The sequence below is a fragment of the Rhodococcus sp. SGAir0479 genome (assembly GCF_005484805.1).
Taxonomy (GTDB): Bacteria; Actinomycetota; Actinomycetes; order Mycobacteriales; family Mycobacteriaceae; genus Prescottella.
Genome location: NZ_CP039432.1, coordinates 599,191 through 622,707 on the forward strand (window position 1 = coordinate 599,191; position 23,517 = coordinate 622,707).

Below are 23,517 nucleotides of genomic sequence, written 5' to 3' on the forward strand. Positions count from 1 at the left end.
CAACCACTTTCGAAGGAGACGACAACATGACCGGATTCGATCGCGGGGAACTCGACGAGATGGTCCAGCGGTGGGTGGACGGCAACAAGAAGGCCGAGGCGGCGGGTGACTGGAAGCCGTTGGCGGATTTCTACACAGAGGACGCGACTTACGGGTGGAACTACGGCCCCACCCAGGACTTCATGGCGGTCGGCCGGGACGAGATCCGTGACGTCGCACTCGGGCTCGAGATGACCGGCCTCGAGGGATGGGAGTACCCGTACCAGGAGTTCGTCGTCGACGAGGTCAGCGGCAACGTGATCGGGCTGTGGAAGCAGATCTCCGACGCCAAGCGTCCCGACGGCACCAACTACTCGGTGTACGGCCTCGGGGGTAGCTGGTTCCGGTACGCGGGCAACTTCCAGTGGTCGTGGCAGCGCGACTTCTTCGACTTCGGCAACGTGTCCGCACTCTTCGTGGAGATGATCCAGGCGGGTGCCCTGTCGAAGGGCATGCAGGCGCGCATCCAACGGTCGGTCTCGGGGGAGAAGCTACCGGGCTGGTACCCGGTCGGCCAGGCACCGGTTCCGCTGTGGTGAGCATCGAGGCGCAATCGGCGCGGTCCTTCGCAGCGCTGTCCCGCGCCGACCTCGCCACGCTCGTCCCCGAGCTGTTGCTGTGCGGTCAGCTCATCGATCGGTCGGGAATGGCGCACTTGATCGTCGAGTTCGGACGGTCCGGCATGGCGCAGGTCGCGATCGAGGAGTGGCAGGCAGCGAGCCCGTGGTACACCCGGCGCATGCAGCGTGCGCTGCGGTACGAGGGCGACGACGTGGTCACCATCTTCAAGGGCCTGCAACTCGACATCGGGGCGCCGCCGCAGTTCATGGACTTCCGCTACCGGGTGGATGATCCGCAGCACGGGGAGTTCTGGCTCGACCACTGCGGTGCGCTCATGGACGTCGAACCACTCGGCGACGAGTACGTGACCGCGATGTGTCACGACATCGAGGACCCCACGTTCGACGCCACCGCGCTGGCCACCAACCCGCACGCGCAGGTCCGCCCGATCCACCGGCCGCCGCGCCGACCCGCCGACCGCCACCCGCACTGTGCGTGGACGGTGATCATCGACGAGGCCCACGTTCCCCCGACGATGCAGCCGCACACCGAGCAGGTCGGCCGCAGCGCGGCGTACACCGTCGAGCTCAGCCCGATCGACGCCGCGGGGGAGGGCAACCACGACTACGCGGGACCGCTCCTGTCGGACGTGCGGTTCCAGGACTTCTCCCAGTCCGCGCTCGTACGCATCGCCGAGGAGGTGTGTCTGCAGCAACACCTGCTCGCCCTCGGCTTCCTGATCGCGGTCCGCAAGCGGGTGGACGAGGACAAGGCCCGCGAGATCACCCGCAAGCAGCTCACCGGCATCGCGGGAGTGACCGCGCAGCGGATCCGGGACGCGCTGGGACTCCCGGACGATCTCGAGGGCTTGGCGGCCGTGCTGTCGGTGCATCCGCTGGTGAACCCGACCCAGTACGTGGACAGCGAGATTCGATTCGGCGGCGGGCGTTTGCAGCTGCGGGTCGGCCGGCGCGGGCCGGTCGACATCGACGGCGGCTGGCCGACATTGATCGACGGGGAGCATCTCGAGGCATTGCAGGCGCTGGTGCGCGGCGTCAATCCGCGGTTCACGGTCCGCGTCCTCGACGAGGACCCGGCCGGTCTGCTTCTGGCCGTCGACGTCACCGACGAACCCGCCCCAGAGTGCGTCGAGGTCGCGATCACCAAAGTCAGCACCGGCGCCGCCTTCGAATTCGAAGACCGCGGAATTCCCCTGCCGCTCTATGTAGTCTGAGCGGCCGACCCCTCGAGGACATGCGCATGGCCTACACCTTCGCCGACCTGTTCGAACACTCCGTCGACGCGATGCCGGAGCGACTCGCGATGATCGTCTCCGGCGAGGAGGTGACCTATCGCGCGCTCGACGAGCGGGCCAACCGCCTTGCGCACCACCTGAAGGATGCGGGGTTCGGGGCGGGGGCGCACATCGGCATCCACATGCACAACGCGATCGAGACCATGGTTGCGATCATCGCGGCGTTCAAACTCCGGGCGGTGCCCCTCACCGTCAACTTCCGATACACGTCCGATGAACTGCGCTACCTGTACGACAACGCCGACCTGGACGCGCTCGTGTTTCATCAGGGATTCGCGGACCGGGTCGCGGAGGTGCTCCCCGATGTACCGCGAATCCGCCATCTGATCGGCGTGCCGGACGTGCTGGCGACCGGCGCCGAGTGCGCGGTGCCGGGAGCGGTGGACTACCGGGAGGCGCTCGCCGTCGGCAGTCCGGAGCGGGGATTCGAGGACCGCAGTCCCGACGACCACTACATCTTCTACACCGGCGGGACCACGGGGCGACCCAAGGGCGTGGTCTGGCGGCACGAGGACATCTGGCGGGTACTGGGCGGGGGGCTGGACTTCTACACGGGCGAGCCCGTCACCGACGAGTTCCAGCAGTCGCGCGGCGGCGTCGCGGCGGGGGAGTCGATGCGCTGGGTGATGCTGCCACCGCTGATCCACACGTCCGCGATGATGCCGACCTTCACCGCGTTCTTCACCGGGAACACCGTCATCATGGAACCGAAGTTCGACGCGCCCCGCGTCTGGGAGCTCGTCGCACGCTACCGACCCCAGGTCATGGTCATCACCGGTGACGCCATGGGACGACCTCTCGTCGAGGCGTTTCGGGAGCAGGAGCGGGACACGTCCAGTCTGGGCGTGGTCGCGTCCGGTGCCGCGTTGTTCTCCGCTGCCGTGAAGGACGCGTTCTTCGAGGCCATGCCGAACCTCCTGATCTCCGACTCGGTGGGGTCGTCGGAGACCGGGTTCGGCGGAATCGGGTTTGCCTCGAAGGGTCTCGAGCAGCACGGCGGTCCCAGGGTGACGGCGAACAGGTACTCGGTCGTCGTCGACGACCAGGACCGCATCCTCGCGCCCGGGTCGGGTGGCGAGGGCTGGCTGGCCAAACTCGGCAACGTCCCGGTCGGCTACTACAAGGATCCCGTGAAGTCCGCCGAGATCTTCCGCGTCATCGACGGGCGCCGCGCGGTGGTCACCGGTGACCGCGCGCGGATCGAGGACGACGGGTCGATCACTCTGCTGGGACGCGGCAACATGGTTGTCAACACCGGGGGCGAGAAGGTGTTCGCCGAGGAGGTCGAGGCCGTCGTCAAGGCGCACCCCGACGTCTACGACGCGATCGTCATCGGTGTGCCGGACGAGCGCTGGGGTTCTCGGGTGGCGACGGTCGTGCGGATCCGCGACGGTGTGGATCCGGACTTCGAGTCCCTCGAGAAGCACACCCGCAACCAGCTCGCCGGCTACAAGATCCCGCGGACGTTCTGGGTGGTGCCCGACGTGGCGCGGACCCCGAGCGGCAAACCCGATTACGGCTGGGCGAAGGCACACGCCGCGGCGAACGATCCGGCACATCGACTCGACTGACCGGCGTTCGGGCTGAGCCACCGCCCCGGCAGCCTCCCGTGCCTCGCCCGTCCGTCGCGCACACCCACGTCGTAGCGCCGCCGATCAACGGTCGCGTGACTCGATCGGACGTACGTCGCGAGGGTGATTATCGGGGTGAATTCCGGCGCCTGTCTTCGGCTGGGAGAGCGAAAAGTCCAGCTCGTTGAATATTTGACAGCGGTTTGTTAGGTGCGCGAACGGGTTTCGCTCTTTTGCTCACTTATTGATGCCGTATCGGGATGTTATCTTGATCGCGCCTGTATGCATGCGGCCGGGGGGATTGCTATTCGTCGAGGTGGGGGCCTCGACGGATTTTCGGGGAGCATTGTTCGCCATTTCTGTCTTCATGCGGTTGGGCTGTCTTGTGCGCGTCGCTGTCATGCCGATCGAGGAGGTCGAGGAACGATGTCTACCCACAGAGCCAGAAACATGAGAACCCTGCGAATGAAGAGTCGGATCATGGTCGCGGCGACGGCGGTGGGGGCGTTGACGATCGCGTCGCCGTCCGTCGCCCAGGCGACCCCGGCCCCTCAGAACGGGCTGGGAAGCACCGCGAACGGCGGTGGCGGCGGCGGTGTTTCGGGCCTCGGTAGCAGTATCGACGGCAATGGCAATGCCGGTCTCGGTAGTGCCGTAGGCCCGGGCGGTGCGAACGGTGGCGCAGGCGCCGGCAGCGCGGGCAACGTGGATCTCGCCAACCTCGCCCAGGCTGCCCTGGGTAGCCTCGGGCAGCTCGGCACGGGCAGTTTCGGCGGCGGCGGTGTCGACGCGGGCAGCCTGACCCAGGGCGGGGGAAACCTGGAGCTGGGTAGTCTCGACGGGGCCGGCAGCGACGGCGACGCCGGAAGTTCGAACGAGAGCCCCACCGGCAGCGTGGAACTCGGCATCGGCGCGCTGGGACAGTTGGTGGCGGGGAGTACCGGCGACGCAGGTGTCGGTAGCTCCGACGGCGGGAGCATCGGCGCCGGCGGCGAAGCCGGTCTCGGCAGCCTGGCAGATCTCGGCTCGGGCAGCGACGGTGGCAGCGCGGAGACCGGCAGCGCGGAGCTCGGGAACAGCGGCAGTGGGGATCTGGGCGCAGTGTTCGAGGGCGCGCTGGGGAGCGCCGGAAACGGCGAGCTCGACCTCGGCAGCCTTTCGGAACTGGCCCTCGGCAGCCTCGGGCTCCCCACGGGGAGCGAAGCAGGCAGTGAGGACGCCGGGAGCGCCGACCTGGACCTCGGAAGCCTCAGCGAGGCGGCGCTCGGCAGCCTCGGCCTCCCGGAAGGCAGCCTGTCCACGGGTAGCGATTCCGCGAGCGGTGAGGGAAGCCTCGAGGGCGGGCTCGGTCTGGATCTCGGCAGTCTAGCCTCGGGTAGTGAGTCGGGTAGCGGCGACGGCAGTCTTGAAAGCGGCAGTGGTGACCTGGATCTCGGCAGCCTGGGTGAGGCCGGGTTGGACCTGGGTAGCCTCGCCGATCTGACGCTCGGCAGTCTCGGGTCGGGTAGTGAGTCGGGTAGCGGCGAGGGCAGTCTCGAGACCGGTAGCGGAGATCTCGATCTCGGCAGCCTGGGTGAGGCTGCGTTGGGAAGTTTGGCGTTGCCGTTCGGCAGCCTCGCCGGTAGTACCGGTGAGGCGGGCAGCTCGGATCTGACCGCGGGTAGCGGCGATTTGGATCTCGGTAGCCTCGCTGATCTGACGCTCGGCAGTCTCGGGTCCGGTAGTGAGTCGGGTAGCGACGAGGGCAGCCTCGAAACCGGAAGCGGTGAACTGGATCTCGGCAGTCTGGGTGAGGCCGGGTTGGACCTGGGTAGCCTCGCTGATCTGACGCTCGGCAGTCTCGGGTCGGGTAGCGACGAGGGCAGTCTGGAGACCGGTAGCGGAGATCTCGATCTCGGCAGCCTGGGTGAGGCTGCGTTGGGAAGTTTGGCGTTGCCGTTCGGCAGCCTCGCCGGTAGTACCGGTGAGGCGGGCAGTTCGGATCTGACCGCGGGTAGCGGCGATTTGGATCTCGGTAGCCTCGCTGATCTGGCGCCCGGCAGCCTCGGGTCCGGCAGCGAGTCCGGTAGCGGCGAGGGCAGCGCTGATCTGGACTTCGGCAGCCTCGCGTCGGGTAGTGAGTCCGGTAGCGATGAGGGCAGTCTTGAGACCGGCAGTGGGGATCTCGATCTCGGCAGTCTGGGTGAGGCCGGGTTGGACCTGGGTAGCCTCGCCGATCTGACGCTCGGCAGCCTCGGGTCGGGTAGTGAGTCCGGTAGCGATGAGGGCAGTCTCGAGACGGGCAGCGGGGATCTCGATCTCGGCAGCCTGGGTGAGGTTGCGTTGGGAAGTTTGGCGTTGCCGTTCGGCAGCCTCGCGTTGCCGGTGGTCGGTAGCGCGGCGGCATTGGGCAGCACCGGTGAAACCGGCAGTGCCGGTGAGGCGGGCAGTTCGGATCTGACCGCGGGTAGCGGTGATCTGGATCTGGGAAGCCTCGCCGATCTGGCGCTCGGCAGCCTGGGGTCCGGTAGCGAGTCCGGTAGCGGCGAAGGCGCCACTGATCTGGACTTCGGCAGCCTCGCGTCCGGTAGTGAGTCCGGTAGCGATGAGGGCAGTCTCGAGACGGGCAGCGGGGATCTCGATCTCGGCAGCCTGGGTGAGGTTGCGTTGGGAAGTTTGGCGTTGCCGTTCGGCAGCCTCGCGTTGCCGGTGGTCGGTAGCGCGGCGGCACTGGGCAGCACCGGTGAAACCGGCAGTGCCGGTGAGGCGGGCAGTTCGGATCTGACCGCGGGTAGCGGCGATCTGGAGCTGGGTAGCCTCGCCGATCTGGCGCTCGGCAGCCTGGGTTTGCCGGTGGGCAGCCTGTCCTCCGGCAGCGAGTCGGGCAGTGGTTTCGGAAGTGACGAGGGCAGTGTCGACAGTGGTAGCGGCGACCTGGACCTGGGTAGCCTCACCGACCTGTCCCTCGGCAGCGTCGGTGATCTGGGCGCCGGTAGTGGCACCGGCAGCGTCGGCGACACCGGCAGTGCGGGCGACCTCGGTAGCGGGGAGCTGGCGCTCGGTAGCCTGGCCCTTCCGTTCGGCAGTCTCGCGTTGCCCGTTCTGGGCAGTGCCGCAGCACTCGGCAGCACCGGTGAAACCGGCAGTGCCGGTGATGCCGGCAGTTCGGGCAGTGCAGAGGGCGGGAGTGGTTCGCAGGCCCCCGGCCTGGGCAGCCTGACCGATCTGGCGCTCGGCAGCCTGGACCTCGGAAGCGCCGACGGCAGCGGAGCCGGCTCCAACGCCGGAGGCGACACCGGAAGCGTCGGCGGCGGCGATGCCGGAAGCTCCGAGCTCGGCAGCGCAGCGCTCGGCAGTGCCGCCGTGGGCGGTCTCGCACTCGGCAGCACCCTTGCCGGTGGCGGCACCCTCGGCAGCGCGGCCCTCGGCAGTGCGCTCGCGGGTGGTGCGGCGCTCGGAAGTACTCTCGCCGCCAACGGGAACGCCGGTAGCGGCGCGCCCACGGACGCCGAGGGCGAGGGGAACGGCCCCCGCCCCGTCGCCGAGGTCTCGCGGGAGCTGCAGGACATCGACGCTCCGGGAGCTGTCGCTGCGGCGGCGCCCCCCTCGGAAGCGGCCACCGGTGCGGAGTCCGCCACCGCCACCACTGCTACCACCACCACTGCGGCGGCCCGCGGGCAGATTTCCGCAGTGCCGGTCGGTGGTGTCGAAGCCGGCGACCAGGGCCTCGCCGACGGCGCCGTCGGTCGCGGTGCGCTCCTCGGGACCGCTCTTCTGCTCGCCGCTGCCGCCGGATCGTCGGTTGCGGTCGGTCGGCATCGTCGCAAGCAGTAGCATCTGACAGCACCATGAAGAGCACTGCGGCAGGCCGCTACCGGTGGAGAACCGGTAGCGGCCTGTCCGCTGTACTCGTCGCCGTGACCGCAGCGGCCCTCACGGTCACCGGTTGCGCCGCAACGGAATCGGACAATCAGGCCGCTCCGGCCACACCGGTCACCTCAGTGGTGACTCCGGCGCTTCCGAGCGGGGCCGTGCGGCCCGACCGGCTCGTCATCCCGGCTATCGACGTCGACACCGACCTGATGGATCTCGGACTCGACCAGGCCGGCGCACTGCAGGTGCCACCGGCGGGATTCCCGGCGGGTTGGTACTCTGGATCACCGGCCCCGGGTGAACTGGGGCCCGCCGTCGTTGCCGGCCATGTCGACTGGGATCGGAAGCCCGGTGTGTTCTACCGCCTCGCGGAACTGGCGCCCGGGGACGAGGTGGTCGCCGAGCGGTCGGACGGCGGCGAGGCAGAGTTCCGGGTGACGCGCGTCGAACGCTACGAGAAGTCCGCCTTCCCGACAGCCGCGGTATACGGCGACATCGACCACCCCGGCCTGCGACTGATCACGTGCGGTGGCGAATTCGACACCGACGTCCGCAGCTACCGCGACAACGTGGTCGTCTTCGCGGATCTGACCGAACTGCGGAAGGCCAGCCCGCCGCAGGAGAACTGAGGACGCCTCGGCCGTCACGCGGCCTTGCGACGGCCCCACCGGAAGTACGAGAGCGGGCCCACGAAGTTCACCGCGATGACCGCGGCCCACGTTCGCTTGCTGCCGTTGATCTCCTCCCGGCTCCGGGTCGCCAGGTCCGCCCACGCGCTGGCCGCCAGACTCAACTGGACCGCACCGAGCGCGATGACCACCGCCCGCTGGGCCGTGCCGAGTTCTGCCCACTTCTTCGCCATCGTGTCGTCCTTTCATGGCTGCCTCGCGCGTACGCTCCGGTCTCTTCCTACCGGACCCCGACCGGAAAGGTTTGTATCGACTTTCGTGTCGCTCAGCGTGCGGCTGGTCTGCAGCGTGTCGCACGGGTGAGAACGGCCCGGCGCGGCGTTGGCACGGAACTGACGAAACGCGAACGCCGCCCGGGGTTCCGGGCGGCGTTCGCGTCGGGTGTGGCGTCGGGTGTCAGCTCACCGCGTGCTGCGGTGCGGGGCTGGCATCCGCGTCGGCGTCGGACTTGCGGAGCTGCGTGAGACCGAGCAGGACTGCCGTGACGACGAACCAACCGGCGAGCACCAGCAGACCGTGGCCCACGCCGGTGCTGCCGAAGTAGATGATCGACCGCACCGCGTCGACGGCGCCCGCGCCGATCCAGAAGTGGCTGAGCATCGACCAGAAGCCCGGCAGGAAGTCGGCGGGGAACGCGCCTCCCGCGCTCGGGAAGTTCACGAAGATCATGAGCACCATCACCACCATGATCGCGGCCTTGCCGAACACCCGGTTCACCAGGATGCTCACCAGCCCCACGATGATCGTGTAGGCGATCACCACCGCCAGCATCGCCAGACTGGTGGCGAACGACGCCCCGTAGAAGCCGACGAAGATCGCCGAGACGAGGTACGCGGCGAGGACGCCGACGACCGCCATCACGCCCAGTACGGAGAGCTGCTGGCGCAACCGCATCCGCGGTGCCACCTGGGAGAGCACCGTGATAGTCAGGTAACCGACGATGGTGCAGACCATGACGAGATAGAACAGACCGGTGCCGGTGGGGTCGTCCGCCGCGAGCGGCGCATGGTCGACGAGGTTCAGATCGACCCCCTGCGCGGCGGCCAGCGGCTGGGCCAGCCCCTCCACCGCCTGCACGCGCATGGTGCCCTCGGCCGACGCGATGTGCAGATTCATGGTCGAGCCCAGCTCGATGACGCCGGCGATCTCACGGTTCTGCAGGCGGTCGAGCGCCCCGGCCGCGTCGGTGGCGGTCTCGAGCGCGAACTTGTCGCCCACCGTGGGCGCGAGCCGATCGACGAGGGCGCTGGTGGCGGTCTCGGGGCCGACGACGACCACCTCGACGTCGCGCGGCGTCGGGCTGTGGAACGCGCTGACGTAGCAGAGCGCGAACATCACCGCGAAGAACAACGGGAACACCATCGACTCCACGACGGTGCGCCAGGGCGTCCCACCGGCCGCGGCCGGCGTGGTTGTGCCGTGGTCGAGGTGGAGCGCGGGAGCGACCGCTTCGGTGTCGGCCTCGATGGCCTGGGTCCACTCCTGGTGGCGCTGATCGTGGGTGTCGGTCATTCGCACCGGCCTTCCTGAATCGTCGAACGAACTGTCAACACTGTTGACGAAGGAAAAGTCAACAGTGTTGACCGCCGCTTGTCAACACTGTTGACGTACGGTGTGGGGCACAGTGGGGACGACCGCACCGAACGAAGGACCGACCGATGCCCGCCGAGATCTCCGAGTCGGGCGCCCGCGCGGGCGCCGCACACAACCGCGAGGCCGTGCAGGCCGCCGCGGCCGAGTTGTTCGCCGAGCAGGGGTTCGCGGCGACCGGTGTCCGCGACATCGCGCGGCACGCCGGCGTCGATCCCGCGCTCGTCATCCGGTACTTCGGGTCCAAGGAAAAACTGTTCGTTCGCACCATGACCATGTCCGATGCCTTCGTCGAGGTCGTCGAGGGACCGCTCGACGGATTGGGCCGGGCGCTGGTCGATTTCGTCGTCCGGCGCACCCGCCGTAGGCAGGCGGACAAGCCCACCGCGGTGTACGCCGCGCTCGTGCGCGCATCCGATCGCCCGGTGGTGCGCGAGCATCTGCAGGAGGCGATCGACCAGATGATCGTCGCCCCGCTGGCGCCGCGACTGCAGGGTGCGGATGCGGAACTGCGGGCCCACCTGCTCGCCGCGCAGCTGTCCGGTCTGATGGCCGCGCTGTACGTCATGGAGAGCCCGTGGCTGCGCGCCGCCCCGATCGACGACATCGTCGAGCGTTACGGCGCGGCGCTGCAGGTGCTGATCGACGACTGAGCGGGCGGTCCTCCCGTTGGGCGGGACGCGCGACGCGCCCGCCCGCCGCGCACCGCAGGATGACCTACGTCACATCGCCACGCGAGGGCGATCCGGGTCATTGTCACGAGAGGGGCGAACGTGAGCGGTGCGGGCTTCGACGAGGAATACGACGTGGTGGTGGTCGGGTCGGGGGCGGCCGGAGCGGCGGCGGCGCTCGCCGCACACGAGGCCGGGGCGCGCGTGCTGGTGGTCGAGAAGTGCGACGAGGCCACGGCCGGGGGCAATACGCGGGTGTCCGGCGGCGGGTGGTGGGTCAACCGCGACCCGGACCGGGCCCGGACGTTCCTGCGGGCACTGAACGGCCCCTTCCCGGTCGCCGACGACGTCGTCGACGCGTGGGCCACGGAGACCGCGCGGATCTCACCGTGGCTGAAGGAACTCGGGGCCGACGTGGCCATGAGCGGCGCGTACCACACCGAACCCGAGTATCTGGGGCTCGACGGCAGCGACTGCTACGCCGGCATGGACACCGTCGGGGGCCGGATGGGCAACGGCGAACTGTACGAGTTCCTGCGCGGCGCCCTCGTCGAGCGTGGCGTCGAAATCCGCTACGGGACACCGGCCGTCGAACTCGTCGTCCGGGACGGTGCCGTCGTCGGTGTCGAGGTCGAGACGGCCACCGGCCGCCGGCGGGTGTCCGCGCGCGGCGGCGTGGTCCTGGCCACCGGCGGGTTCGCGGCCGACCCCGGGATGGTGCGCGACTACCTGCGCGTCGAGGACCACGTGCTGTGGGGCTCTCCGGCGGCGACCGGGGACGGTCACCGCCTGGCGCAGGCCGTGGGCGCGGACCTGTGGCACATGGACAACATGATGACCATCACCGGCGTTCGCGGCGACGACCGGTTCGGCCACTACCTCGCGCTGTGGAACGCGCACAACTACCTGTGGGTGTCGAGCGACGGGCGCCGGTTCGTGGACGAGGCCGCCGAGCCCAAGCACGGACACACCGAACACGGTGGCGTCCACGAACTGTTCCCGACGCGCCCATTCCACCTGATCTTCGACGAGCGGATGCGGGCCGCGGGCCCGCTGAGCCCGACGCCCGACGTGCTCCCGGTGGGCTGGAACCTGCTGATGACCGGAAGCCGGTGGAGCGTCGACAACAGCGCGGAGATCGAGAAGGGGTGGATCCGCCGCGCCGACTCCGTCCCCGAGCTCGCCGCGATCGTCGGGCTCGATCCGGAGACGCTGGCTCGCACCGTCGCGCAGTACAACGAGGCGTGCGCGGCCGGGCGGGACGACCACTTCGGGCGGGCGCCCGAGACGCTGGGACCGGTGAGCGAGGGCCCGTTCTACGCGGTGACCGTCACGCCGTTGCTGGGCTGGAGCAACGGTGGCCCGCGCCGTGACGGGCGGGCCAGGGTCCTCGACACCCGCGGGGCCGTGATCGCCGGGCTGTACGCCGCGGGCGAGATCAGCTCCACCTACAGCTGGCGCAAGGACGGTGGCTTCCACATCGGCGATGCGCTCGCCTTCGGGCGAGTGGCCGGACGAGACGCGGCGACACGCGTCTGACCGTGGCCGGTGGTCGTGCCGCACCGGTGCGGCCACCGGATTCGGGGCCACGCCCGTTTCCCGATAGCATCCAGGTCGGCCGGCCGGTCCGCATCGAACGGCCGTGATCAGACGGTGCGATGGGAGTGGGTGTGCAGGTGCAGGAGCCGCAGCGTGGAGACGGCGCCGATCAGGCGAGCCTGATCGCGCAGCTTCCCCCGTACACCGAACTGCTGTGGCCCACGCTGCAGGCGCTCATCGCACTCGGCGGTTCGGCGTCCAACAACGAACTCGACAGCGCGGTCGTCGAACGCGAGGGATGGTCACCAGCCGTGCAGGGGATAGTGCACGGCGACGGACCCGGAACCGAGGTCGAGTACCGATTGGCTTGGGCCCGTACATATCTCAAAGGGATGGGCCTGCTCGCCAACAGTCGTCGCGCCGTGTGGAGCGTGACCAAGCGGGGCCGGGAGGTGACCGAGAGTGACATTCGGCCGCTGCTGGCCACCTTCACCGCCGACAAGCGGCGCCAGCGTCTCAATCGCAAGGCCAATTCCCCAGGCGCGCAGGCTCTCCCGTTGGGAGAGACGCACTCGACGCCGGAGCCCGACAGCGCCTACGGGGAGTCCGGAGACGTCGTCGAGTGGAAAGCCGCGCTGCTCGACGCGATCTTGCGGATGTCGTCCACCGCGTTCGAACGGCTCACCCAGCGGTTGCTGCGGGAAGCCGGGTTCTCCACCGCCACGATCACCGGACGGAGTTCCGACGGCGGGATGGACGGTATCGGGATGTGTCAGATCTCGTTGCTGAGCTTCCCGGTCGCCTTCCAGTGCAAGCGCGTCAACGGCAGTGTGGGTGTCGGGGCGGTGCGCGACCTGCGCGGTGCCATGGCCGGGCGTGGGGAGAAGGGCCTGCTCATCACGACGGGCACGTTCACCAGCGAGGCGCGCGCCGAGTCCCGCCGCGACGGCGCTCCACCGGTGGACCTCATCGACGGTGACCGGCTCTGCGAACTCCTCAAGGAACACGCGCTCGGGGTGCGGACGACCACCCGCGTGGTGGAGGACGTGGCGGTGCAGGTCGACTTCTTCGCGGGGCTCGAGTCCGACTGATCACCGAAGTTGCCGATGTGACTGACGGAACCAGAGTGGCTGTGGTGGAATAAGCGTCGAATTCAGCAGGGCCCGAGTCGGATCGGACGCGGGCGTTCAGTGGAGCGAGGCCGGCACCGTCCGGTGAGACGAGGTCAGTCGTGCAAGTTTCCAGACGTGGGTTGTTCAAGATCGCTGCCGCCGGCACCGCCGCGGCGGGACTGGCGGCGGTCGCGGGCCCGTCGACGGCGAACGCCGGGCCGGCAACGCTCGTCGACTTCTCGGCCGGAGTGCCGTCCCCGCTGAGCATCCGCGCGGCGGGACACGTCGGCGCCATCCGCTACGTCTCCGACCGGCGCCCCGGCGCCGAGTGGATGCTGGGCAAGCCGATGCAGGTCCCCGAGGCCACGGCGATGGCGGCGCTCGGCCTCCAGATCGTCTCCTGCTACCAGTTCGGCAAGGGGGAGACCTCCGACTGGCGCGGCGGGTTCGACGCCGGTGTGCGCCACGCGCAGCGCGGCCGCGACCTGCACCGCGCGGCGGGCGGACCCGACGACGCGCCGATCTACGCTGCCATCGACGACAACCCGTCGGCCTGGGAGTTCGACAACCTCATCGCCCCGTACCTGCGCGGCTGGGCGAACGTCGTCGGACGCGAGAACGTCGGCGTCTACGCGAACACGCCCACGATCGACCGGTGCCTGCGGGCCGGCGTCGGTACGTGGTTCTGGCAGCACAACTGGGGAACACCGGCCGGTTACGTGCACCCGGCCGCGCACCTGCACCAGTTCGAGATCGACAAGCGCAAGATCGACGGGATCGGCGTCGATCTCAACTCGATCCTCAAGCCTGACTACGGCCAGTGGGCGCTGCGCCGCCCGTTCTTCCTGTCGTAGCCCGCCGCCGGCATCCATCCATCGGTTGATTTTCGATCGACCGGCGGGGTGTACCCCGAACGTAAAGCTAAGGTAAGGGCATGTCTGTCCTCTACAACATCCTCGTCGCCGTGCACCTGCTGGGCATGGCCGCGATCGTCGGTGGATACCTCTCGGTCCTGAAGGCCCCGCGGGTCAGCGAGGTGATGGTCTGGGGCGCGCGCATCCAGCTGCTGTCCGGTCTGGTGATCGTCGGCCTCGGTGAGGCCGTCGAGTCGCTCGGCAAGGACTACGACCATGCCAAGATCGGCGTCAAGCTGGTGATCTCGCTCGTCGTCGTCGCGGTCGCCGAGATCGGCCGGGCCCGTCAGAAGCGAGGCGAGGGCAACCCGAACTTCGCGCACATCGTCGGCATCCTCGCCGTCGTCAACGCGCTCATCGCTGTCCTCTGGACGAATTACTGACGCAGACCGAGGCCACGACGGGCGCCCTCCACGAGGAGGGCGCCCGTCGTCGTCCGGAAGGCGGGATCAGCCCGGGACGCCGGCCATCTTGTCGAGCCACGCTCGGGCGTCGTCGGGCAGCGTGCCCGTCGCGTCCGCGTGCCGGCACCACGTCTTCGCCATCGACAGGAAATTCATGGGGTTGTACGCGTCCTCCTCGTGCGACCACAGGTTGTCGCCCGCGTAGTGGAGGATCGTGATGTTCGCGGCCCCGTGCTCGGTGCCGTCCCCCGGATCCTCCATCGGGTTCTGCACCTCGCAGATCACCCACCCGCGCTCTTCGTCGATCACGTACCAGGAGACCGGGAACTCGGGCATGCGGTTTCCCGGGAACGCGGTCATGGTGCGCGTGACCCAGCGACGGATGGCCTCCCGCCCCGCGAAACTCCCGAACGCGTGCTCGACGTACGTCGCGTCCTCGGTGAACTGATCGGCGAAGACGTTCCAGTCACCGGTCTGCGTCGCCCGCACGACGGTCTTCCGGTAGTTCTCGAAGGCGGCCTCGAGCTCGTCGCGGGTCCACACCATCGCCTACGCTCCTCCTGCTCGGTTGCGGCACCCGCTGCCGGGGCCTCCTGCAACCTAACGCATGGCTGGAACGTGTTTCAGTTCTTTGGTGGGAACGGGGCGAATCCGTCAGGTCCCGTGCAGCTCGGTCCAGGCGCCGAACGGTGGCGGGCCCTCACCCAGCACCTTGAGGGCGTGCGCGGGGGTGCCGGTGGCGGCGTCGTCGTGCTTGACGTGCATCCACTGGTAGCCGGCCAGGAGGTGTTCCTCGGCCGTCGACTGGTTGACGACCACGTGATCGCCGTTCGGTCTCTGCTCCAGCGACCACCCACAGTCGGGTCCCGCCAGCACCCACCACTTCTCTTTGCTCATGGTCGCGACTCCCGTCTGGAGTGACTACACGATGCACGTCCAACGCTACCGCTCGGCGGCGGTGAAACAAGTTGGACGGACGACCCGATATGTCGGATGCGGGGCCGGACCGCCGGACCGCTCGGACACCGGTCCGACAGCAGCTACGACTCGGAGGGTCTCGTGGAGTTCCTGATCAACCTCTTCTACTCGCTTCTGGCGAACCTGTACATCGGCTCCTCGGACGGGTCCTCGGGCGGCGGTCAGGTCCAGAACCCGTAGTTCTCGACGGCGAAGGCCCGCACCGGATCACCGGTGCGGGCCTTCGCCGTGTCGGGGGGTGGTCGGTCGTCAGCCGTGCCCGGCAGCGCGGCGCGTCCTCGGGATGAGGAACGCGAACACCAGCGCGACGACCGCGGCGACGATGGCGATGACGAAGGTCGCGCGGAAGGCGTCGTAGGACGGGATGGTGGCCGTCCCGAGTGTCACGGTCATGCTCGCCAGCACGACGCTGATGACGGCCGCGGCACTCGACGTCCCGATGGAGCGCATGAGCGAGTTCAACCCGTTCGCGGCCGCCGTCTCGGACACCGGAACGGCGCCGATGATCAGTGCCGGCATGGACGAGTAGCTCAGACCCACGCCCGCGCCGATGACCATGCCGCCGAGCAGGATCATCCACACGGTGGACGAGAGGAAGAAGACGAAGAGGTAGCCGAGGCCCACCACGGTGGAGCCCACCATGAGCGTGAAGCGCGGGCCGCGCCACGCCGAGATCTTCGCCGACACGGGGGAGAGCGCCATCATCACGAGACCGCCGGGCGCCAGCGCGAGGCCGGCGGAGACCATCGACAGCCCCAGCCCGTACCCGGTGGATTCGGGCGCCATGAGCAACTGCGGCAACGTCAACGAGTTGCCGTACATCGAGAAGCCGATGGCGATCGACGCCAGGTTGGTGAACAGCACGTGCGGGCGGGCCGAGACGCGCAGGTCGACCAGCGGCCGGGCGGTGCGCAACTGGAAGAACCCCCACACCACGAACACGAGCGCGGAGGCCCCCAGCAACCCCAGGGTCAGGGGATCGCTCCAGCCCCACGTGCCGCCCTTGGTGATCGGCAGCAGAAACAGGATCAGTGCGGCGCTCAGACCCGCGGCGCCGAGGACGTCGAACCGGCCGGAGGTGCGGACCGGCGATTCGGGGATCACGGCGAACGCGAGCGCGGCGCAGACGAGGCCGAGTCCGGCGGACATCCAGAACAGTACGTGCCAGTCCGCCACCTGGGCGACGGCCGCCGCCACCGGCAACCCGACCGCGCCACCGACGCCGAGAGTGGCGCTCACGATCGCCATCGCACCGGCAACCTTCCGGGGCGGCAGCTCGTCCCGCAGGATGCTGATGCCCAGTGGGATGACACCCACCGACGCGCCCTGCAACGCCCGCCCGACGATCAACGGAATCAACGAATGCGCGAATGCGCAGACGACGGACCCGGCGACCACCAGGAAGAGGCTGACGACGAGAATGCGCTTCTTGCCGTACATGTCGCCGAGCCGGCCGGCGATCGGGGTGACCACGGCCGCGGCGAGGAGCGTGGCGGTCACCGCCCAGGACGCGTCGGCGGGTGACGCCGAGATCAGGTGCGGCAACTGCGGAATGATCGGCACCACGAGGGTTTGCATGAGCGCGACGACGATCCCGCAGAACCCCAGGACTGCGACGATGAGGCCGCCGCCGGAGCCGGAACGCGCGGTCGCCGGCGGCGCGGACGCCACGGGTGGGGTCAACGGAAACTCCTCGAATCAACTGCTACGAAAAAACTTGCAAGATAGCCGAATCGGCAAGAGTGTGTAGAGTACACACCGTGTGCAGGGTGCACAATGCGGACAAACCCGGCGACGGTGACGAGAGGATGACGCAGGTGCCCGACGCGGACCGCGTGACGGCGGAGATCGAGTACGAGCTGACGCTGTTGTCGCGGTACCACACACTCTCCCGGCAGCGCGGCAAGCAGAAGCTCGAACGCTCGGCCTACCTCCTGCTCTCGCGGCTCGAGTTGGAGGCGCCGATGAGTCTCAAGGAACTGTCGGAGGCGTTCCGGCTCGACATCTCGACGATCAACCGACAGGTCGGGGCGCTCGAGCGCAACGGGTACGTCGAACGGGTGGCCGACCCCGACGGCGGCGTCGCTCGCAAGATCCGTCCGACCGAGCTGGGGCTGCACAAGCTGCTCGCCGACCGTGAGACGAACTGCCGCGGTGTCGACAGCGTGCTCACCGAGTGGTCGGACGAGGACTCGCGCAGTCTGCGGGACATGCTGGTCCGGTTCAACCGCGCCGTCGAGCAGATCGAGGGTCGCCCGTGGCCGCGGCCCGGCGAGAGCTAGGACTGCACGTGCCCGGTCGGTGAGCCGGCCAGCTCGGGTTCGTCGGCGACGACCACGAGGGACGGGCGCTCGTCCGGGGCGTGGTGCACCGCGCGCCAGGACAGCAGCGACCACCGGGACAATCCCGACAGAGCGGATCCGATACTCGCGAACGACAGCGAGGACAGCACCGATCCGGCCGACCCGATCGACCCGACGGACAGGAACGATCCGACGCTGCCGATCGACAAGACCGATCCGACGCTGCCGACGGAGAGGATCGATCCCTCCGAACTGATCGAGAGGATGGATCGGCGCGATCGCCACGAGCGGATGGACTGGGTGCTCTCGGCCATGTCTCGGTCTACCACGCCGGCGCGCACTGCGAAGGAAAAGGCCCCGCCGCAATGCGGCGGGGCCCATCCGTTCGGCGGAGACGCGCGGCTACGCGACCGTGAACATGCCGACGGTCGGCAGGAAGTTGCACGTGATGGGGGCCGCGCCGTCGGGTTCGGTGGTCAACGAGCCCGAGATGACGGCGAGGACACGCCCGGGGCCGGTGTTCGCGATCGCCGACAGGGTGGCCGGGCCGTCCGGGTTGATCCGGGCCTCGGTGGTGAGGTTCTGGGTCTCGCGGCGGCCGTTGTCGACGTTGATCCACGACACCGTCATGCCCTGGTTCGGTGCCGCCTTCGCGGTGCCGAGCGCGGTGAAGACGAAGCCGGCCTGACCGGCGGCCGGACCGGGCGGGGGTAGGTGCGCCGGACCGGGGACCGCGAGCGCGGTGCCGACCGAGTCGCTCGACGGCGCGATGCAGCCCTGACCGACGGTGGGGTAGAGGAACTGCGCGATGACGGGCCCGTCCTGCGGGATCTCGGGACCGCCGCCGCCGCTGCCGTCGAGGAACGTGATGACGCGCTCGAGAGTGGACTTGAGCTCCGGCGGCAGGTTGGCGCCCTCGAGCAGGGCACGGGCCTGCGCCAGGAGGTCGGCCTTGGCGTCGACGTCCTGCAGGTCGGCCGGCGCGGCGGCCGCGCCCAGGATGGCCGGGGCGAGCGATGCCAGCGCATCGATCGGCACGCCTTCGGGGACACCGGGGAGCGTGGGCTGCGCGGTGGCGGTGGCCGGGACGGCGAGTGCCGCGGCGGCTGCGACCGCGCAGGCAGTGATCGCTCGTCGCATTCCTCGGGTACGAATCACGGTTTCCCCATCCTTGTCGTTCTGACGACTGCGGTGCAGTGTCGGCGGCCTACCGGGCGGGCCGTCGGCCCGCACGATCGCGGGTCACTCCAGGGCTCGCCCCCGATGTGTACAGACTCGTCTGTACGACCCATTCGTGACTTGCGTCGCGAGAAGTCTATTCATGCTGTGACTCAACTGCCATCGCCCGGTGACAATAGCCGTTGCCAGTGGGGAGAATGTGAAGCTTGATGCAACTGTTACGGATGGGGAACTTATTTCCGGCGCCGCACGTGCCGCGTTAGGCTGACGCGACACCTGGTCCTTCCCGCCGCTGCGCCACACTGGGTGCGTCCAGCCACACGATCAGGGAGAGCGCCAGCAGTGTCACAGCTTCCACGCGCCGAGGGGGCGACGCGTACACCGCTCCGGCACACGCTCGTCCGGTGGGCGCCGGTCCTGCTCGGGCTCTCGGTCCTGGCGCGGCTGGTGTGGACCCTGCTCACTCCCAACGGCACCAACTTCGTCGACCTCCACGTCTACGTGGACGGCTCGGCCGCCCTGCTGCGCGGCGACCTGTACGGCTTCACATACTCGGAGGAGACGCCGGACTTCCCGCTGCCCTTCACGTACCCGCCGTTCGCGGCGCTCGTGTTCCTGCCGCTGCACTATCTGCCGTTCGGGCTGGTCGGTGTCCTGTGGCAGGTGTGCACCGTCCTGGCGCTGTTCTGGGTGATCCGGATCAGCCTCGAACTGATGCTGGGGGACCGGGCACGGGAACGTGCGTGGGTGCACGTCGCGATGCTGTGGACGGCGGTCGGGGTGTGGAGCGAACCGGTCCGGACCACGCTGGACTACGGACAGGTCAACGTCTTCCTGGTACTCGGCGCGATGCTCGCGGTGCGCAGCGCCCGCTCGTGGCTCTCGGGCGGCATCGTCGGCGTGCTCGCCGGCATCAAGCTCACCCCGGCCGTGACGGGGTTGTACTTCCTCGCGCAGCGACGCTGGCGCGCCGCGGTCTTCTCGGCGGTGGCGTTCGCGGGCACCGTGGCGGTGAGCTACCTGGTGATCGGCCCGCAGGCGCGGGACTATTTCACCTCCAAGTTCGGTGACGCCGACCGGATCGGGCCGGTCGGCTCGGCCTGGAACCAGTCGCTTCGCGGCGCCCTGAGCCGGCTCGCCGGACACGACGTCGGCTCCGGCGCGGTGTGGGTGGTGGCCGTCGTGGTGTCGGCGGCACTGGCCGTCCTGGCCTGGCGCGCGCTCGGCCCCGACGACCGGCTCGGCACCCTCGTGCTCGTGCAACTGTTCGGACTGCTCGTCTCACCGATCTCGTGGGTGCACCACTGGGTGTGGGTGCTGCCGATGCTCGTCTGGCTGGTCCACGGTCCGTACGGCCGGCTGCTCGGTACCCGTGTCGTCGCCGCGACGTGGCTGGTGGTCACCGCCGTCGGTGTCCCGTGGGTGCTCAAGCAGATCGAGGAGGAGTCGATCTCCCGTCCCGGCGTGCTGGCTTGGGCGGGCACCGTCAACGTCGTCGGCGCGCTCGCCGTCTTCGTGTGGGTGGCGTACGCGGGCCGCCGGAACCGCGCTACGCCGACGCCGCCAGCTCGTCGATCCGGCGAGCCAGCTCGAGATCCGATTGCGTGATGCCACCGGCGGAGTGGGTGGACAGCGAGTACGTCACCTTGCGCCAGCGAATGTCGATGTCGGGATGGTGATTCATCGACTCGGCGACCTCGGCGACCTGGTCGACCAGCGTGATCGCGGCGGGGAAGCTCGCCGACTCGACGGTGCGGGTGAGCGTGTCGCCGGCGCGGCGCCAGTGCGGCAGATCCGTGAGCGCGGTGTCGATGTCGGGGTCGGACAGCAGCTCGGCCATACCCCATGATGAGTCGATGTCGAAGGGACCGCAATGACCGTCGAACGTGAGGTCGTCGCGGCCGCTCTGATCCGCGACGGACGGCTGCTGCTGGCGCAGCGGAACCGGCCGCCGGAACTTGCCGGGCTGTGGGAGCTGCCCGGCGGCAAGGTCGAGCCCGGCGAGAGCGCCGGCGCCGCGCTCCGGCGCGAACTGTGCGAGGAACTCGGAGTCGAGGTGACGGCGGGGGAGCGGGTGGGCGCCGACGTCCCGCTGCCCGGCGGGCTGGTCCTGCGCGCCTATCGGGCGAACCTGGTCAGCGGCACCCCGCAGGCGCTCGATCACGCCGCACTGTGCTGGGTCGACGCCCGGCAGCTCCGCGAGATCGCGCTCGTCGACAACGATCGCGGCTGGATCCCCGATCTCGTCACACTGCTCGGGGAGTGATCGCGGGCACTCTCACGCCGCGCGAGCCTTCTTGAGGCCCTTCTTGAGTTCCTTCTTGGTCGCGCCGTCGTTCTCGAGCCGCTTCATCCGCATGATCACGACGGGGCACTTCAGACAGCGCGTCTTCTTGCGGCAGCACTTCTTCTTGGGCTTGAGGCCAGAAACCTTGCTGGCCTTCACCTTCCCCTTGCCCATGTGCGAGCCCGGCCTTCCTCCCGTGTGCGGCGCGATCGCCCCGGCACGGAGTTAGCGTACCCTCATTCGCGCGCGAGGCAAGGGTCTCGAGCACACGGGACGAACCCGCCCGGAACGACAGTGGTGCAGATCACTATCCGCAGGTCGGAGGCGGTCCCGCGGGCACGCGATGCAAGAAGGCGGGCCGCGGGCGGGTAGGGTATTCGCTGGCCGCAATCCTCGTTCGGTGCACACATCGTGATCTTTCGCGCGATGATCGCTGCGTTCCGATGTCCGGGGGATCGCGAATGGGAATCACGCATGCGCGCAGCGGCAGCCCAGATGCCGTGCGACACCAACCTCGCGTGGCCCCGTCAGCAGCCAGGAGAACGCCCCGCGTGAGCACCACCAACTTCCGTAACGTCGCCATCGTCGCGCACGTCGACCATGGCAAGACCACCCTCGTCGACGCCATGCTGCGCCAGTCCGGCGCCTTCGCCGAACGGGCCGAGCTGGTCGACCGCGTCATGGACTCCGGTGACCTCGAACGCGAGAAGGGCATCACCATCCTCGCGAAGAACACCGCCGTCCACCGCCACAACGCCGACGGCACGGTCACCGTCATCAACGTCATCGACACCCCCGGTCACGCCGACTTCGGCGGCGAGGTCGAGCGCGGCCTGTCCATGGTCGACGGCGTCGTCCTGCTCATCGACGCGTCCGAGGGCCCGCTGCCGCAGACCCGCTTCGTGCTGCGCAAGGCGCTCGCGGCGTCCCTGCCGGTGATCATCGTCGTGAACAAGACGGACCGTCCCGACGCCCGCATCGAGGAGGTCGTCACCGAGGCGCAGGACCTGCTGCTGGACCTGGCGTCCGACCTCGACGACGACGCCGCCGTGGCCGCCGAGGCGCTGCTGGACCTTCCGGTCCTGTACGCGTCGGGCCGCGAGGGCAAGGCTTCGATGAACCGTCCGGCGGACGGTTCGGCCCCCGACACCGAGAACCTCGACGTGCTGTTCGACGTCCTGATGGAGCACGTCCCCGCCCCGAAGGGCGACCCGGACGCGCCGCTGCAGGCGCACGTCACCAACCTCGACGCGTCCGACTTCCTGGGCCGTCTGGCGCTGGTGCGCATCCACAACGGTGAGCTCCGCAAGGGCCAGACCGTCGCGTGGATGCACCGCGACGGCGTGAAGAACGTCAAGATCACCGAGCTGCTCAAGACGGTCGGTGTCACCCGTGAGCCCGGCGAGTCCGCCGTCGCGGGCGACATCGTCGCGGTCGCCGGAATCCCCGAGATCATGATCGGTGACACCCTCGCCGACGTCGAGAACCCCGTCGCGCTGCCGACGATCACCGTCGACGAGCCGGCGATCTCGGTGGTCATCGGCACCAACACGTCGCCGCTGGTCGGCCGCGTCAAGGGTCACAAGCTGACCGCGCGCATGGTCAAGTCGCGCCTGGACTCCGAGCTGATCGGCAACGTGTCGCTGCGGGTGCTCGACATCGGCCGTCCCGACGCGTGGGAGGTCCAGGGACGTGGCGAGCTGGCGCTGGCCATCCTCGTGGAGCAGATGCGCCGTGAGGGCTTCGAGCTCACCGTCGGCAAGCCGCAGGTCGTCACCCGGCAGATCGACGGCAAGCTGCACGAGCCGTTCGAGGAGCTGACCATCGACACCCCCGAGGAGCACCTCGGCGCGATCACCCAGTTGCTGGCGAACCGCAAGGGCAAGATGGTCCAGATGACGAACCACGGCACCGGCTGGGTGCGGATGGAGTTCATCGTTCCCTCCCGTGGCCTGATCGGCTTCCGCACGGACTTCCTCACCGAGACCCGCGGCACCGGTATCGCCAACGCCGTCTCGCACGGTTACGCGCCGTGGGCCGGGGAGATCCGCGCCCGCCACACCGGCTCGCTGGTGTCCGACCGGGCCGGCTCGGTCACCCCGTTCGCGATGATCCAGCTCGCCGATCGCGGCACCTTCTTCGTCGAGCCCGGCGCGGACACGTACGAGGGCATGGTCGTGGGCATCAACCCGCGCGCCGAGGACCTCGACATCAACGTCACCAAGGAGAAGAAGCTCACCAACATGCGGTCGGCGACCGCCGACGCGACCGAGACCCTCGCCAAGCCGATCGAGCTGACGCTCGAGGCCGCGATGGAGTTCTGTGCCGCCGACGAGTGCGTCGAGGTCACCCCCGAGGCCGTCCGCGTGCGCAAGCTGCACCTGTCGCAGACCGACCGCGCGCGTGAGCGTTCGCGCGCCAAGTCGCGTGACAAGGCCGCGCTGTAAAGTGCGCGACGCGTTCCGTGCGCGCTGTGCGAGGCTGGACCCTCGCGCAGCGCGCACGGCCGTGAA

Annotated in this window: 24 protein-coding genes; 15 read left to right on the forward strand and 9 right to left on the reverse strand. The window is 69.1% G+C overall.

Annotated features, from left to right (window positions below):
- Positions 1–26 precede the first annotated feature (26 nt).
- From E7742_RS02895 to E7742_RS02915, 5 genes are all read left to right on the forward strand, one after another.
- Positions 27–578: a nuclear transport factor 2 family protein gene (locus E7742_RS02895; protein ID WP_137797556.1), complete on the forward strand. Its 552-nt coding sequence runs from the start codon at positions 27–29 to the stop codon at positions 576–578.
- Entirely contained in the window at positions 575–1,834 is a 1,260-nt protein-coding gene (locus E7742_RS02900) for a hypothetical protein (protein ID WP_441346905.1), read from the forward strand. The genes E7742_RS02895 and E7742_RS02900 overlap by 4 nt, the downstream gene beginning before the upstream one ends.
- A gap of 26 nt (positions 1,835–1,860) precedes the next feature.
- The gene (locus E7742_RS02905; RefSeq protein WP_137797558.1) at positions 1,861–3,486 is read left to right on the forward strand and encodes an acyl-CoA synthetase; all 1,626 of its coding nucleotides are present in this window, start codon (positions 1,861–1,863) and stop codon (positions 3,484–3,486) included.
- Positions 3,487–3,936: 450 nt separating this feature from the next.
- Positions 3,937–7,299, forward strand: coding sequence for a beta strand repeat-containing protein (locus E7742_RS02910; protein ID WP_137797559.1), 3,363 nt, complete (start codon positions 3,937–3,939; stop codon positions 7,297–7,299).
- Positions 7,300–7,382: 83 nt separating this feature from the next.
- Positions 7,383–7,967, forward strand: a complete 585-nt coding sequence (locus tag E7742_RS02915) for a class F sortase (RefSeq protein WP_254699147.1) — start codon at positions 7,383–7,385, stop codon at positions 7,965–7,967.
- Positions 7,968–7,981: 14 nt separating this feature from the next.
- Here E7742_RS02915 and E7742_RS02920 read toward each other — a convergent pair whose 3' ends face one another.
- Positions 7,982–8,200, reverse strand: a complete 219-nt coding sequence (locus E7742_RS02920; RefSeq protein WP_137797561.1) for a PLDc N-terminal domain-containing protein — start codon at positions 8,198–8,200, stop codon at positions 7,982–7,984.
- Between the two features lie 223 nt (positions 8,201–8,423).
- Entirely contained in the window at positions 8,424–9,539 is a 1,116-nt protein-coding gene (locus tag E7742_RS02925; protein ID WP_137797562.1) for an ABC transporter permease, read from the reverse strand.
- Positions 9,540–9,685: 146 nt separating this feature from the next.
- On the opposite strand from E7742_RS02925, the gene E7742_RS02930 reads away from it, so the two are divergent.
- From E7742_RS02930 to E7742_RS02950, 5 genes are all read left to right on the forward strand, one after another.
- Complete coding sequence (locus E7742_RS02930; protein WP_137797563.1) at positions 9,686–10,270, forward strand: TetR/AcrR family transcriptional regulator; 585 nt, start codon at positions 9,686–9,688, stop codon at positions 10,268–10,270.
- A 120-nt stretch (positions 10,271–10,390) separates the two neighbouring features.
- The gene (locus tag E7742_RS02935) at positions 10,391–11,827 is read left to right on the forward strand and encodes an FAD-dependent oxidoreductase (protein WP_137797564.1); all 1,437 of its coding nucleotides are present in this window, start codon (positions 10,391–10,393) and stop codon (positions 11,825–11,827) included.
- A 119-nt stretch (positions 11,828–11,946) separates the two neighbouring features.
- Positions 11,947–12,918: a restriction endonuclease gene (locus E7742_RS02940; RefSeq protein ID WP_137797565.1), complete on the forward strand. Its 972-nt coding sequence runs from the start codon at positions 11,947–11,949 to the stop codon at positions 12,916–12,918.
- Positions 12,919–13,058: 140 nt separating this feature from the next.
- On the forward strand, positions 13,059–13,793 hold the full coding sequence (locus E7742_RS02945; protein ID WP_137797566.1) for a DUF1906 domain-containing protein: 735 nt from the start codon (positions 13,059–13,061) through the stop codon (positions 13,791–13,793).
- A gap of 80 nt (positions 13,794–13,873) precedes the next feature.
- Positions 13,874–14,236, forward strand: a complete 363-nt coding sequence (locus tag E7742_RS02950; RefSeq protein ID WP_137797567.1) for a hypothetical protein — start codon at positions 13,874–13,876, stop codon at positions 14,234–14,236.
- A 66-nt stretch (positions 14,237–14,302) separates the two neighbouring features.
- Here E7742_RS02950 and E7742_RS02955 read toward each other — a convergent pair whose 3' ends face one another.
- Together E7742_RS02955 and E7742_RS02960 are read right to left on the reverse strand one after the other, a co-directional pair.
- Positions 14,303–14,803 carry a nuclear transport factor 2 family protein gene (locus E7742_RS02955; protein WP_137797568.1) on the reverse strand — a complete coding sequence of 167 codons (501 nt, stop codon included), beginning with the start codon at positions 14,801–14,803 and terminating at the stop codon, positions 14,303–14,305.
- Positions 14,804–14,911: 108 nt separating this feature from the next.
- Complete coding sequence (locus E7742_RS02960; RefSeq protein WP_137797569.1) at positions 14,912–15,154, reverse strand: maltose regulon activator MalT; 243 nt, start codon at positions 15,152–15,154, stop codon at positions 14,912–14,914.
- Between the two features lie 96 nt (positions 15,155–15,250).
- On the opposite strand from E7742_RS02960, the gene E7742_RS23110 reads away from it, so the two are divergent.
- Entirely contained in the window at positions 15,251–15,415 is a 165-nt protein-coding gene (locus E7742_RS23110; RefSeq protein ID WP_175420391.1) for a hypothetical protein, read from the forward strand.
- A 69-nt stretch (positions 15,416–15,484) separates the two neighbouring features.
- Here the strand turns inward: E7742_RS23110 and E7742_RS02965 are convergent, their stop codons facing one another.
- Positions 15,485–16,918, reverse strand: coding sequence for an MFS transporter (locus E7742_RS02965; RefSeq protein ID WP_441346877.1), 1,434 nt, complete (start codon positions 16,916–16,918; stop codon positions 15,485–15,487).
- Positions 16,919–17,043: 125 nt separating this feature from the next.
- On the opposite strand from E7742_RS02965, the gene E7742_RS02970 reads away from it, so the two are divergent.
- Positions 17,044–17,517 (forward strand): MarR family winged helix-turn-helix transcriptional regulator, encoded by a 474-nt coding sequence (locus E7742_RS02970; protein WP_137797570.1) that lies wholly within the window; start codon positions 17,044–17,046, stop codon positions 17,515–17,517.
- Here the strand turns inward: E7742_RS02970 and E7742_RS02975 are convergent.
- On the reverse strand, positions 17,514–17,852 hold the full coding sequence (locus E7742_RS02975; protein ID WP_137797571.1) for a hypothetical protein: 339 nt from the start codon (positions 17,850–17,852) through the stop codon (positions 17,514–17,516). The two genes, E7742_RS02970 and E7742_RS02975, sit on opposite strands and share 4 nt — an antisense overlap.
- Positions 17,853–17,940: 88 nt before the next feature.
- Positions 17,941–18,678, reverse strand: coding sequence for an Rv1157c family protein (locus E7742_RS02980; RefSeq protein ID WP_137801021.1), 738 nt, complete (start codon positions 18,676–18,678; stop codon positions 17,941–17,943).
- 381 nt (positions 18,679–19,059) lie between these two features.
- On the opposite strand from E7742_RS02980, the gene E7742_RS02985 reads away from it, so the two are divergent.
- Positions 19,060–20,325, forward strand: coding sequence for a mannosyltransferase (locus E7742_RS02985; protein WP_137797572.1), 1,266 nt, complete (start codon positions 19,060–19,062; stop codon positions 20,323–20,325).
- Here E7742_RS02985 and E7742_RS02990 read toward each other — a convergent pair.
- Entirely contained in the window at positions 20,267–20,557 is a 291-nt protein-coding gene (locus E7742_RS02990) for a 4a-hydroxytetrahydrobiopterin dehydratase (RefSeq protein ID WP_137797573.1), read from the reverse strand. The genes E7742_RS02985 and E7742_RS02990 overlap by 59 nt on opposite strands.
- 33 nt (positions 20,558–20,590) lie before the next feature.
- On the opposite strand from E7742_RS02990, the gene E7742_RS02995 reads away from it, so the two are divergent.
- Positions 20,591–20,983, forward strand: coding sequence for a (deoxy)nucleoside triphosphate pyrophosphohydrolase (locus E7742_RS02995; protein ID WP_137797574.1), 393 nt, complete (start codon positions 20,591–20,593; stop codon positions 20,981–20,983).
- 12 nt (positions 20,984–20,995) lie between these two features.
- Here the strand turns inward: E7742_RS02995 and E7742_RS03000 are convergent, their stop codons facing one another.
- On the reverse strand, positions 20,996–21,178 hold the full coding sequence (locus tag E7742_RS03000) for a hypothetical protein (protein ID WP_137797575.1): 183 nt from the start codon (positions 21,176–21,178) through the stop codon (positions 20,996–20,998).
- Between the two features lie 377 nt (positions 21,179–21,555).
- On the opposite strand from E7742_RS03000, the gene typA reads away from it, so the two are divergent.
- The gene (gene typA / locus E7742_RS03005; RefSeq protein ID WP_137797576.1) at positions 21,556–23,451 is read left to right on the forward strand and encodes a translational GTPase TypA; all 1,896 of its coding nucleotides are present in this window, start codon (positions 21,556–21,558) and stop codon (positions 23,449–23,451) included.
- The last annotated feature ends 66 nt before the right edge of the window (positions 23,452–23,517 follow it).